Origin of the sequence: Acidiphilium sp. (genome assembly GCF_049977125.1) — a bacterium.
In the GTDB taxonomy this organism is placed as follows: domain Bacteria; phylum Pseudomonadota; class Alphaproteobacteria; order Acetobacterales; family Acetobacteraceae; genus Acidiphilium.
Window position 1 is genome coordinate 6,200 of sequence record NZ_JBMFGY010000003.1, and the last position, 12,566, is coordinate 18,765.

Genomic DNA, 12,566 nt, shown 5'->3' on the forward strand with positions numbered 1-12,566 from the left:
CGGGGGCGGGCGACCGCGCCGGCTTCGGCTTCGGCGCGGGCGTAGCGCAGCATGGCGCCGGCGAGCACGTCCTTGGCTTCGGCATGGGTGGGCACGCCGAAACCGGGGACATCGATGCCGATGATGCGGACACCGTCGATCTCTTTCGGCAGCAGATCGAGCGGCACGCCGGAGGCGGTGGGGACGCAGAGGTTGATGATGACCACGGCATCGTAATCGGCCGGGCGGGCGGTTTCGCGGACGGCTTTGCGGATGTCTTCGAACAGCTGGCCGGTGACCAGGGTTTCGGAGTCGAAGGGCACGTAACCCACGCTGCGGCGCGCGCCGTAGAAATGCGAGGTGAAGGTGAGACCGTAGACGCAGCAGGCGGAGCCCGAGAGAATGGTGGCGACCCTGCGCATCCGCAGGCCGACGCGCAGAGCGCCGAAGGCCGGGCACATCGATTGCGGCTGGTCGTGCGGGCCCTTGGGGTAGTCAGCCGCGAGCCGGTCGAGCATCGCCGATTTGCCGGCGGCGCGTGCGGCCTGCTGCATGGTCTCGGCCCCGCCGTGGCAGCCCGGTTCGGACGATTTGGCGGGCAGCACGGTACCGTCGGGCGGGCTCATGCTCACGCGCCCTCGTAGACGATTTCGAGCGAGGGTTTGTTCAGGATGGTCGAGCCGCACATGTCTTCGAGGCTCGCGGGCAGCAAGGTGACGCCGCGACCGACCGCCTCGCCCTTGAACAGGCCGAGCAGCGCGTCGTGGCTGAGGGGCTTCGGGCGGATCGGCGGCGCTTCGGCCACCTGCACGCCGAGCGCTTCGAACAGCGGCGCCCATTTGCCGCCGAGCTGGCCGACGATTTCGTAATTGGCGGATTTGCGGCGGATGTCCTCATCGGCCGGGATGGCGGCGAGGACGGGGATGCCGACCGCATCCGCGAAGGCCTGCGCCTCACCGGTGCCATCGTCCTTGTTGATCACCAGACCGGCGACACCGACGTTGCCGCCGAGATTGCGGAAGTAGTCGACTGCCGAGCAGACGTTGTTGGCGACGTAGAGCGATTGCAGATCGTTCGAGCCGACCACGATGACTTTCTGGCAGAGGTCGCGCGCGATCGGCAGGCCGAAGCCGCCGCACACCACGTCACCCAGGAAGTCGAGCAGGACGTAGTCGAAATCCCATTGATGAAAGCCGAGCTTGTCGAGCAGTTCGAAGCCGTGGATGATGCCGCGCCCGCCGCAGCCGCGCCCGACCTCCGGGCCGCCGAGTTCCATGGCGAACACGCCGTCGCGCTTGAAACATACATCACCGATCAGCACGGGTTCGCCGGCGGCTTTTTTGCGCGACGAGGTTTCGATGATGGTGGGGCAGGAGCGGCCGCCGAACAGCAGCGAGGTGGTGTCGCTCTTGGGATCGCAGCCGATCAGCAGCACACGCTTGCCGAGTTGCGACATCATGTACGATAGATTGGCGAGGGTGAAGCTCTTGCCGATGCCGCCCTTGCCATAGATCGCGATGATCTGGGTTTTCTTGGGCGACGCCACGCTGGCACCGACCTCGATATCGGGGGCAATGCGACCGGTGGTTGCGTTCATGATGCGTCTCTCCAATCGATGAGCAGTTTCAGGCAGTCATCCGATCCGAAGGCGGTGTGATAGGCACCAGCAGCCTCGGCGGCGGGGATACGGTGGGTGATCAGACCGTCGAGATCGAGCGTGTGGTCCGCAATCAGGGCAGTGACGTGGGCAAGGTCGACCGGTTGCCACTGCGCGGCGATGGCGACGCGAGCCTCGCGCATGAAGGCCGGGGCGAAGGCGAATTGCAGGGGTGCGGCATAGAAGCCGGCGAGCGTGATCAGCCCTTGCGGCGCGAGCCGGGCGATCAGCGTATCGAGGATGGCGGCATCGCCACTGACATCGATGACGGAGCGATAGTCGCGCCGCGCATCCGCCGCAGCATCACACACATGGTAGCCGGGGCCAGCATTCATCCGGTTAGGGTTGGTTTCCCACACGGTGGGAGCGCCACCAGCGATCACGGCGAGGCGGGCGATCAGACGGCCGAGCACACCATGGCCGATAATCAATTCTGGCGCCCCGCCGGCGATGGCGAGCGCGTGCTGCGCGGTGGCGGCAAGCGCGATTAGGGCGCCACGCTCGCCGAGATCGGGTGCGATCGGGACGACACGATCGGCGCCGACCACGAGGTGACTCGCATTTGCACCAAACAGGCCTCGAATGGCACCGAAGCAGTGCGCGCCGGGAACGAACACATGCTCGCCAATACGCGATTGCATATCTGACCCGGCATCAATGATGCGGCCGACCGCCTCGTAGCCGGGCACCAGCGGATAGCCCATGCCGGGAAAATGCGGCATCGCGCCGGACCAGATGAGTTTTTCGGTGCCGGTGCTGACGCCGCTGTAATCGACCGCGACCAGAACATCCTTCGCCGCCGGCGCATCGAGCGCGATCCGGCGAAGGGCGATTTGTTTTGGTTCTTCGATGATGATGGCCAGACTATCGAGCAAAACACGTCCTCCCCGTGGAGTGCGGTGCCCGGAGACTGCCGGGACACGGGTGTAAGAATACCGTGACATGTATCATTGTCAATCTAAACTTACACTTGCGTGAGTGGAAAATACCCTGGGTCATGCGGTCCGCGCGGTAATCAGGCTCGCCAGCATCGGCTGGTTGGTTCGGCGCTGCTTCGCCGCGATGAAGCCGGCGGCTTCGAGCATGGCGATCACTTCGGTGGGACGGCGTGGGCGGCCGCTACCCATGGCGAAGAGATAGAGGCCAAAATAGGCATCGCCCATCGATTCGGCGCCTTTAGTACCCGCCATGGGTTCAGCGATCAGGATGGTGCCGCGCGGGCCGAGAGCGCCGCGGGCGTTGCGTAGAATCGCCATCGCTTGGTCATCGTCGTGATCGTGCAAAACGCGGATCAGGGTGATGATATCCGCATCGCTCGGCAGGGCGTCGTGGCGCATGTCGCCCGCGTGGATGCGACTCCGTGCGGCGAGACCCGCGGCTTCGAGTTTGTGCCGCGCGAGAGCGGCGACGGGGGGAACATCGAACAGCATCAGGGCGAGCTGCGGTGCGTTGTGTGCGACGGCGGTGAGGAAACTGCCGTCGCCACCGCCGAGATCGAGCAGGCATCGGTGCGGTTTGAAATCGTAGGCGGCCAGGATCTCCCTGGCAATCATCGGTTGTGACGCGGCCATCAGGGCGGAATAGGGGGCGGCGCGGTCGGTAGTCGCTTGCTCGTAGGGCCAATAGGCGGCAAGGCTGGCGGTGGCATCGCCGCGTAACAGGGCGATCGGGTCGGCGAGGTCGCGGTAGAGCAGTGCGTGGTGGCGCACCATCGCGGCGATGCCGGGATTGCCGCGCAGGGCGGCACCAAGCGGGCCGAGACGGGCGGTGGTGCCATCGGTTTCGAGGAGGCGCAGCGCGGCGGCGGCGCGGATCAGGCGGTACATTGCCTCTGGGGGAATCGCAGATTCGGCGGCCAGCGTGGCGATTGCAACCGGCATCGCGGCGAGTCGCTCGAACATATCGAGGCTGACGCATGCCGACAGGGTCTGGGCGTAGACAAATCCGGCGCAGAGATCGAACAGCGCGGTCGCCTCGCGGCGTGCGATCGGACGGGTGAGCGGAAATGCCGCCGCCCATTGTTGAAAGCGCGGACTGGCCAACAGGCGATTGCGCGCCGCCTGCCACCGTTCCCGCCAGGACAGCGGCGTGATGGACACGGCGGGGGCAATCGCGCTCATGCCGCCGCGCGGGCGAGGGTTTTCGGCACCAGACGCTTGGCTTCCTGGATAATCAACGCCCGCAGCGGCACCGCGCCGTGGCAATCGGGGATCGAGGCCGCGGCGGCTTCGGCGATGCTGTCGAGCCGATCCAGCGCGCCATCGATGCCGTAAAGTGCCACAGCGCTGGGGCGATTCAGCGCATCGTCCTGGCCGATCGGCTTGCCGCAGGTCGCGGCATCGCCGGCGGCGTCGCAGAGGTCATCGGCGATTTGATAGGCATCGCCGAGATATTCACCCAGCGCGCGCCATGGGGCTGGATTATGCCCAGCGCTGAGCGCGCCGGCCATGGCGGCAGCAGCGAACAGGGCGCTGGTCTTGGCGCGTTGGTAGCGGGCGAGGTCGATGGCCTCCTCGCTCTCCCAAGCCTGGCCGGCAACGATACCGCCGGGCATGCCGACCGACTGGGCGACAATGCCGATGAGCCCGGCGAGTTGGATCGGGTTAGCGGCGGCACCTAGAGCGATAGTCTGGAACGCCAGAACGATCAGCGCATCGCCGGTCAGCACAGCGAGAGGGGCGCCGAAGGCGGCGTGGACCGAGGGCTTACCGCGGCGAATCGGAGCGTCGTCGAAACAAGGCAAATCATCGTGCACAAGCGAGGCGCAATGGAGGAATTCGAGCGCGGCACCAGCGGCAGCGGCGGGCTGGAGGTCGGGCGCGCCGCAAGCCGAGGCGACCGCGAGGCACAGACGTGGACGGACCCGCGCGCCGCGCGGGAATACGGCGTGGCGCATGGCGGCGGCGAGTTTCGGCGGTGCATCGCCGGCTTCAGCGCGGAGCAGAGCGGTGGTAAGAGTGGCTTCGATCAGTGCGACGGCGTCCATCAGCAACCTCCCGGATTCTCGCGCGGGTCCCGCGAGTGTAAACTTTGATTGTCACTTATGACTGTGCTATTTGATTGACAGTTCGTCAAGCAGTTTCGATTCGAGTTTCACGCGATACTGGTTTCACGAAGGAGCACGCAGCCGATTTCAAACAGGACAAACCCGCCGGTCGTGATCATCGGCGCCGGCATGGGTGGGCTGGCGGCGGCGGTCGATCTGGCGGCGTCGGGGCGGCGGGTGGTCGTGGTGGACCGTGCCGAAGCAGTGGGGGGCAAGCTGCGCGACGTGGCGATCGGGCCGGCGCGCGTCGATGCCGGGCCGACCGTGGTAACGATGCGAACGGTGTTCGATGACCTGTTCGCGGCAGCCGGGGCGCGTATTGACGATCATGTCGCACTGGTGCCGCTTGATGTTCTTGCGCGGCATCACTGGCGAGACGGCACGGTGCTGGATTTGTCCGCCGATACCGCGGTGAGCGAGGCGGCAATCGGGCGAGTGATGGGGGTGGCGGCAGCGGCGGCGTATCGCCGGTTCGGTGCGCGCAGTGCCGCGATCTATCGCACGCTGGATGCGACGTTCATGCGCAATCCGGCGCCGGGGTTGCTCAGCTTGACGCGTCGTGGTGGCGTCGCCGGGCTGGCGGCATTTCGACATGCCTCGCCATTCACCTCGCTATGGGATGCGCTGGGGACCTGTTTCGCGGACCAGCGGTTGCGCCAGTTGTTCGCGCGCTATGCCACTTATTCCGGCGCTTCACCTTTTGCCGCGCCGGCGACCCTGATGCTGATCGCGCATGCCGAACAGGCGGGGGTGTGGCGCGTGGCGGGCGGGATGCGCCGGTTGGCCACCGCGCTGGCAGATTTGGCGGCGCGGCAGGGGGCGGTGTTCGAATTCGGGATCGGCGTGGAGGCCGTTCTGGCGGATGGCGGACGGGCGTGCGGTGTAAGGCTTGCGGATGGGCGGGTGATCGCGGCTGGGGCGGTGATTGCCAATGCCGATCTCGGCGCGATCGTGGCGGGGCAGCTCGGGGCGGCGGCGCAGGCGGCGATTCCGGCCGCGTTGCGGCGCTACCGGCGCTCGCTCTCGGCGGTGACCTGGCAGGTGGTGGCGGTCGCGCGAGGGTTTGGCCTGAGCCACCACAATGTGTTTTTCTCGGCGGATTATGCACGTGAATTCGCAGAGATCGGCTGCGGCGGTCTGCCGGAAGACCCGACGATTTATCTCTGCGCGCAGGATCGGGCGGGGACGGCGGCTGACATAGTGAGCGGGGGGGCGGAGCGGATGCTCATTCTGGTCAATGCGCCGGCGCTGGGCGATCGGGGCCTGCCTGATGCGGCGGCGTTGGCCTCGTTATGGCGGCGGGTGGTCGCAAGGCTGGCGGCGGCGGGGCTGGAACTTGACATCCGGCACATTGGCGCGACCGGGCCGGTGGAATTCGACACCCTGTTTCCCGGCGCGGGCGGGGCATTATATGGGCGGGACCTGGGCGGGTGGCGCGATCCGTTCCAGCGGCCGACCGCACGGACGCGCTTGGCGGGGTTTTATCTGGCCGGAGGCTCGGTGCATCCCGGACCGGGATTGCCGATGGCGGCACTGTCGGGACGGTTCGCCGCGCAAGCGGTGCGGGAGGATGCGGCATGACGGATGGCGCGATGATCCGGTTCGATGCGCCGGTGGCGCGGGGCGGTTATGCATGGTGGTATATCGATGCGCTGAGCGATGACGGATTGCATGCGCTGACCCTGATCGCCTTCGTCGGTTCGGTGTTTTCGCCCTATTACGCGCGTGCCAACCGCCGGACCCCGGGCGGGGCCGATCCGGAGGACTACGTCGCGGTCAATCTGGCGCTTTATGGACCGCGCCGGACGTTGTGGGCCATGACCGAGCGGCGGCGACGCAGCCTGATCCGCGATCCGGCGACGCTGGGAATCGGGCCGAGCCGGCTGGATTGGGACGGCAATCTTCTCGCCATCCGCATCAACGAACTGACCACCCCGCTGCCGCAACCGTTGCGCGGCATGATCACGGTTCATCCCAAGGCGGTGGAAACAGCGGTCTATCCGCTTGATGCCGCCGGCGCGCATCGCTGGCAGCCAGTGGCGCCTTGCGCTCGGGTGAGCGTGGCGTTCGAAAAACCGGCCCTGTCGTGGCAGGGCGATGCCTATTTCGATCGCAACGAGGGCGACGCGCCGATCGGCAGCGCGTTCTCGACCTGGAACTGGTCGCGTACGCCCAACCGGCGGGGGGCACGCGTGTTCTATCACGCGACCCGGCGCGATGGTGGCACCACCGATCTGTCGCTGCAATTTTCCGCGGCTGGTGGGGTCGCCCCGATAGTGGCACCGCCCCCCTCCCCGCTACCGATCACCTGGTGGCGGATTGCGCGCGAAACCCGCAGCGATGCGGGGTTCGATGCCAAGCTCATCCGCAATTTCGAGGATACGCCGTTCTATGCGCGGGCGCGGATAGCCGCGAGCATCGATGGTGAGACGGTCGACGGGGTGCACGAGACGCTGGATCTGGATCGGTTCGCACAACCCGTGGTGCAGGCGATGCTGCCGTTCCGGATGCCGCGACGGGTGGTATAGGCGTGGCGATGCGCCGATGGCCCCGCGGGTCATTCGCTTTGGTGCGGACGGCGCTGGGGGCGGGCCGGTTGCGGCTCGCGGGGGCGTGGCGAGACCGACGCGATCCGGCAGGTTAGCGGCACATCAGCATGATACGGTGCCCAATACTGGGTTTCGCCGAAAATCGGCAGACCGAGATAGCCGTGCACCGCTAGGCGGCCGCCCGGCGTGACGTGGAACTCCATGTGGTAGTCATTTCCGTTTCGCGGATCGATGATATGGCCGCGCCAGAAGTGGCCGTTGCGGGTGATGGCGGCGCGGATGAGCCGGAAGTGGCACTGGGACCGGCCACGCCAATCCTTGGGCATGGGGGCATGCGGCGCGAGGAAGATACCAACGATCCGGCCGCATAATCCGCTGCCGCTGTGACAGGGGGCGATGGCGACGACCGCACCGTCCCGCGCGGTCAGCCAGTCGCCGATCGGTGCGCGGGGCGGGCCGGCGGTGTGTGCCGGGGGAACGGTGACGGTGGCGAGGATGAGGGTGGCGAACCACGCGCGTTCGAGCCGTTCGAGGATCATGACGTCATTGCAGGTCACCCGTCGTTCGGCGCAGAGTCTCCGTTGGCCGCGCCCTTGTCAAACCGACGGAACGGCTTGTTCGCCATCACGACCGTGCATACATGCCTGAGGGCTCATCGAGTGTGACTTCCACGGCGGGAGCGGGCCGTTGAGCGTCGGCGCGGTCGACATTACGACGTCAGGCATCAGGTCATGACCAATATCACCATTCTCGGTTCCGGTTTCGGTGCGATGACGACGGTACGGGAATTGCGCCGGCTCAAGGTTGCGGCGGGGATCACGGTTATTTCGCCACGAGATGAGCTGCATTATCTGTCGAGCTCGGTGTGGATTCCGGCGGGAGTGGTCACGGGCGACGATCTGAAAATTCCGTTGCAGCGTTTCTTTGCCCGTAACGAGGTGAGTTTCGTGCGCGGCGCGGCGACCGGTCTGGCGGATGGCGGGCGCACGGTGCTCACCGATGCGGGGCGTTTTGCCAATGATCAGCTAGTGATCGCGACTGGTGCGCGGTTTCTGCGCACGCTGCCGGGAATTGAGCACGCGCTCACTCCATGCGCCGGAATCGAGACCGCGGAGGAGATTGCACGGCGGCTGCGGGCGATGACGGGCGGGACGATCGCGGTGGGATTCGCGACCAACCCGAATGAGCCGGGCGCGATGCGGGGCGGGCCGATGTTCGAGTATCTGTTCATCATTGATGCGCTACTGCGGCGCGAGGGACGGCGCGCGGCATTCGAACTCGTGTTTTTCAACCCGGCAGCTCGACCCGGTGCCCGGCTTGGGCCGGAAGCGGTCGATGGCATGCTGGCGGAGATGACCAAGCGCGGGATCAGCACACATCTCGGTCACAAACTGGTGCGCTTCGAGCCGGGTAGGGTCGTGACCGAAGGGGGGGATTTCGCCGCCGATCTGATCCTGTTCATGCCGGGGTTGACCGGGCCGGCCTGGCTCGACCATGCGGACCTGCCGCTGTCAGCTGGCGGCATGATCACGGCCGATGCCCAGTGCCGGGTTACCGCGCGTCCCGGTGTGTGGGTGGTTGGCGATGTCGGCAGTTATCCCGGACCCGACTGGCTGGCGAAACAGGCGCATCAGGCCGATCTCCAGGCCAAGGCGGCTGCCGCGAATATCGCCGCAACACTCGAGGGGCGAGAGGCGGTCACGGCGTTCAAATCCGAACTGATCTGTATTATCGATACGCTCCATTCGGGCATTCTGGTGTATCGCAACCCGTCGCGCAATTTTGTCAGCCCGCAGCTTCGGCTGTTTCACTGGGCCAAACGGGCTTTCGAGCGGCAGTATCTGCGGCCTTATCGCTGAGCCGGAATGAATTGCCTATGAGGGATTGCTGTCGGCGCGTTCAGGTGCCGGGAGGTGGCGATGGGCGATGACACGCAGAAATTGCTGCGCCATGGCGTGATAGACTGGTTCCTTGCAGACCAGACGTGAGGCGAGGGTGCCGAGGATCGCCGCCAAGCCGACCGGGACGGTCATGGCGGGGTTACTGGTCATTTCGATGACGATGGCCGTCGCGGTGAGCGGTGACTGAACCACACCGGAGAAATAGCCGGCCATGCCGATCATGGCAAAGGCCGCTACCGGTAGGCCAGGAATCAGGTGGGCGAACGCGGTGCCGACGCCGACGCCGACCGCGAGTGATGGGGCGAAGATGCCACCGGGGATGCCGGAGAGGTAGGAGATCAGCGTGGCCAGAAACTTCAGCGGTGCGAAATCCAGCGGCGGCAGCACACCCCGGATCAGCGCTGCCTGCGCCTCGCCGTAACTCGCATCGAACGTCTGGCCGTGCGAGATCAGACCGATCACGGCGAGGCTCAGGCCACAGAACCCCGCGAACCATGCCGGCCTCGATTTAGCGATGCGATTGATCAATTCCGGCATGAACAGGGCCGGCGTGATCAGCACCCGGGCGAACAGGCCACCGGCCAAGCCACCAATGACGGCGCAGGCCGGCACCAGCAACCAGATGACGCCCGGCGTGAGCGTAGCGTGGGACAACCCGAAATAGGGTTGATAGCCACGCATGAGGAACAGCGTGACACCACTGGCGAAGGCGGCGAGGATGATCGAGCGGACTTGTCGGTCATCGAAACTGCGGGCCATTTCCTCGATGGCAAAGATGACACCGGCAATCGGTGCGTTGAACGCGCAGGTGATGCCGGCCGCGCCGCCGGCCAGGATCAATACGCGTTGCAACGCGTGGCTGCGTTCCAATCCGAGGCGGCCGCAGACATTCATGACGGCGCAGCCGATCTGGACGGTCGGGCCTTCCTTACCAATCGAGGCTCCAATGGCGAAACCCAGAAGGGTCAGTCCGAACTTGCCAACCGCGATCCGCAGCGAGAGGACGGAGTCGATTTCGGCCGCCTCCTGCATCTGCAGACCGGCCATGGCCTGCGGTATTCCGGAACCCTGGGCTCCCGGAAACACGCGACGGGTGAGAAACACAATCAGGGCGAAACCGGCCGGGCAGAGTAGAAACGGAAGCCATGCCCGACCTGCCGTGACATCGGCGAAAAGGGCGCTGGCGCGGATCACGCCGAGGCCGAACATGATCGAGATCAACCCGGTGATGATCGCCGCAAGACCCAAAATCAGGTTCCGCCATGCAGCTACCATTGCGGGTTGTCTCCTCGGTTCGGGTGTCATGATAGCCGTCATGTGGCACGGGGTGCCGGGTTCATGCGAGGCGCAGACCATTGCCTGCGCGCAACAGGGATTCAGCCTGCGGGGTAAAGCCGGACTCATCGTGCAGGATCAGTCCAGGTAGCAGGCTGGTGCGGCCGCGCGCCGCTTTCCGGGCCTGGACGATGATCAGTTTCGCGGCGCGGCCCGATCGCGGCCAGAGCGGCATGATTTTGACGCCACCGCAACGTGCGTGATGCAGGGCGGTGAGACAATCGTCGAGCGCGCCGGCGGGTAGAATGAGGGTGAGTGTGCCGCCCGATTTCAGCAGCGCCGCGATCGCTTTGGTCCAGCCGAGCAGCAATCCGGGCGGTGCGCGATGCGCGCGGCCCCGTGCGCCGTCCGGTGACGCGGTGTCGGTGAGGTCGCGCCAGGGTGGATTGGCGAAACCGTGATCGCAGGGCAGTTGCAGCGGCAGGTGTCCGATATCCGCCGCGATAGCGGCGAGGCCGTGCTGGGCATTGGCGCGGAAGTTCGCTGCAGCAAGCGCCGCAAGCGCCGGGTCGCGTTCGATACCAAGGCCGCGTAGCCCTGGTACCCGATGGCCGAGGCAGAGCAGACCAGCACCTGCGCCGGTTCCCGCTTCGATCACGGTATCGCCTGGACGAGCGGGGACAGTGGCTGCCAGCAGGACCGGTTCGATGCCGCTGCGATGGCCGGTCGTGAGTTGACGATAGGTCAGCTTGCCGCCGAGCAGGGTGCCGATGGTCGCAGTCACGCCTCGCCGGCCTCGCGCAGGATCTGACGCGCCCGCCGGGCATCGTCTGTGGCGACGGCAATCCGTCGGGGGAACATACCGATGTTTCCTTCGATTGCGGCGATGTTCTGATCCAGCATCACGGGGTTCAGACCGGCGTCGCGCAGCAGGGCCATCAGGAAATTCAGCCGGATTGTGTCGGTCGACGCGATGATGGTCTCCATTCCGTATGCGATCCTCTGGTTTGGGTCGCACCGCTTCTGGCGCTTGCCTTGACCCCCTATGATCCCGCCCGATATGCTGTATTCCACGTCGAAACCATGACAAGGTCAAATCCACCGGTGGATGGCTTGCTTACCTCTGAGACCGATACCCTCGTCGCCAGTGATGTGCCGGCCGGCGATGCGCTGCATCGCCTTGCCGCCCTGCTGGCAACCGATCTGGCCGCGACCAATGCCGCAATCGTTGCGCGGATGGCGAGCGAGGTGGAATTGATTCCCCATTTGGCCGCCCATCTGATCGCGGCGGGCGGGAAGCGGCTGCGTCCGTTGTTGACATTGGCCTCTGCCCGATTGTGCGGGTACCGCGGCGAGCGCCATGTTCAGCTCGCCGCATGTGTCGAGTTCATCCATACGGCGACGTTACTGCATGATGATGTCGTTGATGAGAGCGATCTGCGGCGGGGTCTCGCGAGTGCCAACGCGGTGTTCGGCAACAAGGCGTCGGTTTTGGTTGGTGATTTCCTGTTTGCGCGGGCATTCGAATTGATGGTCGCTGACGGCTCGCTCGACGTGCTGCGGATCTTATCCAACGCCTCGGCCACCATCGCCGAGGGCGAGGTGTTGCAACTATCTACCCAGAACGATCTCCGGACTGATATTCCGCGATATTTCAAGGTGATCGAGGGAAAAACGGCAGCGCTATTCGCTGCGGCGTGCGAGGTTGGCGCCGTGGTCGCCGGACGGGATGCCGCTGCCTGTGCGGCACTGTCGTCCTACGGCACAGCGTTGGGCATGGCGTTTCAGCTGGTGGACGACGCGCTCGATTATGCCGCGGATCAGGCCGAACTCGGCAAGACCGTGGGGGATGATTTCCGGGAAGGTAAACTGACCTATCCGGTTCTGATCGCCTTTGCGGCGGGCGATGCGCAGGAGCGGGAGTTCTGGCGTAGGACGATCGAGGGTGGAGAGCAGACCGATGTTGATCTGAGCACGGCGTTACGCTTGATCGAGCGACATGATGCGATCGGTCAGACGATTGTTCGGGCGCAGAATTTCGCTCGCGACGCGAAACACGCGCTTGCGTCATTCCCTGATGATCCGGTGCGTGGCTTGATGATGGAAGCCGCGGATTACGCCGTATTTCGCCGGCATTGACCGGCCCTCCATCAGGTCAA

The 12,566-nt window shown here is 65.6% G+C and carries 13 protein-coding genes; 4 read left to right on the forward strand and 9 right to left on the reverse strand.

The genetic code is table 11. The features are described 5' to 3' along the window. The 5 genes from ACP5E6_RS00885 to ACP5E6_RS00905 all read right to left on the reverse strand — a co-directional run. Positions 1-605, reverse strand: a 605-nt coding sequence (locus ACP5E6_RS00885) for a nitrogenase component 1 (RefSeq protein ID WP_427950404.1), incomplete at its 3' end; no start/stop codon positions are given. Positions 606-607: 2 nt separating this feature from the next. Further along, positions 608-1,576 (reverse strand): chlorophyllide a reductase iron protein subunit X, encoded by a 969-nt coding sequence (locus ACP5E6_RS00890; protein ID WP_427950406.1) that lies wholly within the window; start codon positions 1,574-1,576, stop codon positions 608-610. Continuing rightward, positions 1,573-2,511, reverse strand: a complete 939-nt coding sequence (gene bchC / locus ACP5E6_RS00895; protein ID WP_427950408.1) for a chlorophyll synthesis pathway protein BchC — start codon at positions 2,509-2,511, stop codon at positions 1,573-1,575. The genes ACP5E6_RS00890 and bchC overlap by 4 nt, the downstream gene beginning before the upstream one ends. A 120-nt stretch (positions 2,512-2,631) precedes the next feature. Further along, positions 2,632-3,756 carry a methyltransferase gene (locus tag ACP5E6_RS00900; RefSeq protein ID WP_427950411.1) on the reverse strand — a complete coding sequence of 375 codons (1,125 nt, stop codon included), beginning with the start codon at positions 3,754-3,756 and terminating at the stop codon, positions 2,632-2,634. Further along, on the reverse strand, positions 3,753-4,622 hold the full coding sequence (locus ACP5E6_RS00905; RefSeq protein WP_427950414.1) for a polyprenyl synthetase family protein: 870 nt from the start codon (positions 4,620-4,622) through the stop codon (positions 3,753-3,755). The genes ACP5E6_RS00900 and ACP5E6_RS00905 overlap by 4 nt, the downstream gene beginning before the upstream one ends. Positions 4,623-4,793: 171 nt before the next feature. Between ACP5E6_RS00905 and crtD the strand changes: the two genes are divergently transcribed. Then, positions 4,794-6,263, forward strand: a complete 1,470-nt coding sequence (gene crtD / locus ACP5E6_RS00910) for a 1-hydroxycarotenoid 3,4-desaturase CrtD (protein ID WP_427950416.1) — start codon at positions 4,794-4,796, stop codon at positions 6,261-6,263. Next, a complete protein-coding gene (locus tag ACP5E6_RS00915; RefSeq protein WP_427950418.1) occupies positions 6,260-7,210 on the forward strand; it encodes a carotenoid 1,2-hydratase in 951 nt (316 codons plus the stop codon). The genes crtD and ACP5E6_RS00915 overlap by 4 nt, the downstream gene beginning before the upstream one ends. Positions 7,211-7,239: 29 nt before the next feature. Here the strand turns inward: ACP5E6_RS00915 and ACP5E6_RS00920 are convergent, their stop codons facing one another. Beyond that, positions 7,240-7,770, reverse strand: a complete 531-nt coding sequence (locus ACP5E6_RS00920) for a DUF2147 domain-containing protein (protein WP_427950421.1) — start codon at positions 7,768-7,770, stop codon at positions 7,240-7,242. A 192-nt stretch (positions 7,771-7,962) separates the two neighbouring features. Here ACP5E6_RS00920 and ACP5E6_RS00925 point away from each other — a divergent pair, with 192 nt between their 5' ends. Beyond that, positions 7,963-9,090 carry an NAD(P)/FAD-dependent oxidoreductase gene (locus ACP5E6_RS00925; protein WP_427950424.1) on the forward strand — a complete coding sequence of 376 codons (1,128 nt, stop codon included), beginning with the start codon at positions 7,963-7,965 and terminating at the stop codon, positions 9,088-9,090. A 15-nt stretch (positions 9,091-9,105) separates the two neighbouring features. Here ACP5E6_RS00925 and ACP5E6_RS00930 read toward each other — a convergent pair whose 3' ends face one another. From ACP5E6_RS00930 to ACP5E6_RS00940, 3 genes are all read right to left on the reverse strand, one after another. Then, positions 9,106-10,407, reverse strand: coding sequence for a chloride channel protein (locus ACP5E6_RS00930; RefSeq protein ID WP_427950426.1), 1,302 nt, complete (start codon positions 10,405-10,407; stop codon positions 9,106-9,108). Positions 10,408-10,468: 61 nt separating this feature from the next. Then, a complete protein-coding gene (locus ACP5E6_RS00935; protein ID WP_427950429.1) occupies positions 10,469-11,191 on the reverse strand; it encodes a tRNA1(Val) (adenine(37)-N6)-methyltransferase in 723 nt (240 codons plus the stop codon). Then, positions 11,188-11,394 carry a DUF2007 domain-containing protein gene (locus ACP5E6_RS00940; protein ID WP_427950432.1) on the reverse strand — a complete coding sequence of 69 codons (207 nt, stop codon included), beginning with the start codon at positions 11,392-11,394 and terminating at the stop codon, positions 11,188-11,190. The genes ACP5E6_RS00935 and ACP5E6_RS00940 overlap by 4 nt, the downstream gene beginning before the upstream one ends. A 117-nt stretch (positions 11,395-11,511) precedes the next feature. Here ACP5E6_RS00940 and ACP5E6_RS00945 point away from each other — a divergent pair, with 117 nt between their 5' ends. Beyond that, positions 11,512-12,546, forward strand: a complete 1,035-nt coding sequence (locus tag ACP5E6_RS00945) for a polyprenyl synthetase family protein (protein ID WP_427950570.1) — start codon at positions 11,512-11,514, stop codon at positions 12,544-12,546. Positions 12,547-12,566 lie beyond the last annotated feature (20 nt).

Bases quoted from the DNA above. Each gene is read 5' to 3' on its own strand.
- ACP5E6_RS00905 (WP_427950414.1), bottom strand. From the start codon at position 4,622: ATGGACGCCGTCGCACTGATCGAAGCCACTCTTACCACCGCTCTGCTC.
- ACP5E6_RS00940 (WP_427950432.1), bottom strand. From the start codon at position 11,394: ATGGAGACCATCATCGCGTCGACCGACACAATCCGGCTGAATTTCCTG.
- ACP5E6_RS00920 (WP_427950421.1), bottom strand. From the start codon at position 7,770: ATGATCCTCGAACGGCTCGAACGCGCGTGGTTCGCCACCCTCATCCTC.
- ACP5E6_RS00900 (WP_427950411.1), bottom strand. From the start codon at position 3,756: ATGAGCGCGATTGCCCCCGCCGTGTCCATCACGCCGCTGTCCTGGCGG.
- ACP5E6_RS00925 (WP_427950424.1), top strand. From the start codon at position 7,963: ATGACCAATATCACCATTCTCGGTTCCGGTTTCGGTGCGATGACGACG.
- ACP5E6_RS00930 (WP_427950426.1), bottom strand. From the start codon at position 10,407: ATGGTAGCTGCATGGCGGAACCTGATTTTGGGTCTTGCGGCGATCATC.
- ACP5E6_RS00890 (WP_427950406.1), bottom strand. From the start codon at position 1,576: ATGAACGCAACCACCGGTCGCATTGCCCCCGATATCGAGGTCGGTGCC.
- ACP5E6_RS00915 (WP_427950418.1), top strand. From the start codon at position 6,260: ATGACGGATGGCGCGATGATCCGGTTCGATGCGCCGGTGGCGCGGGGC.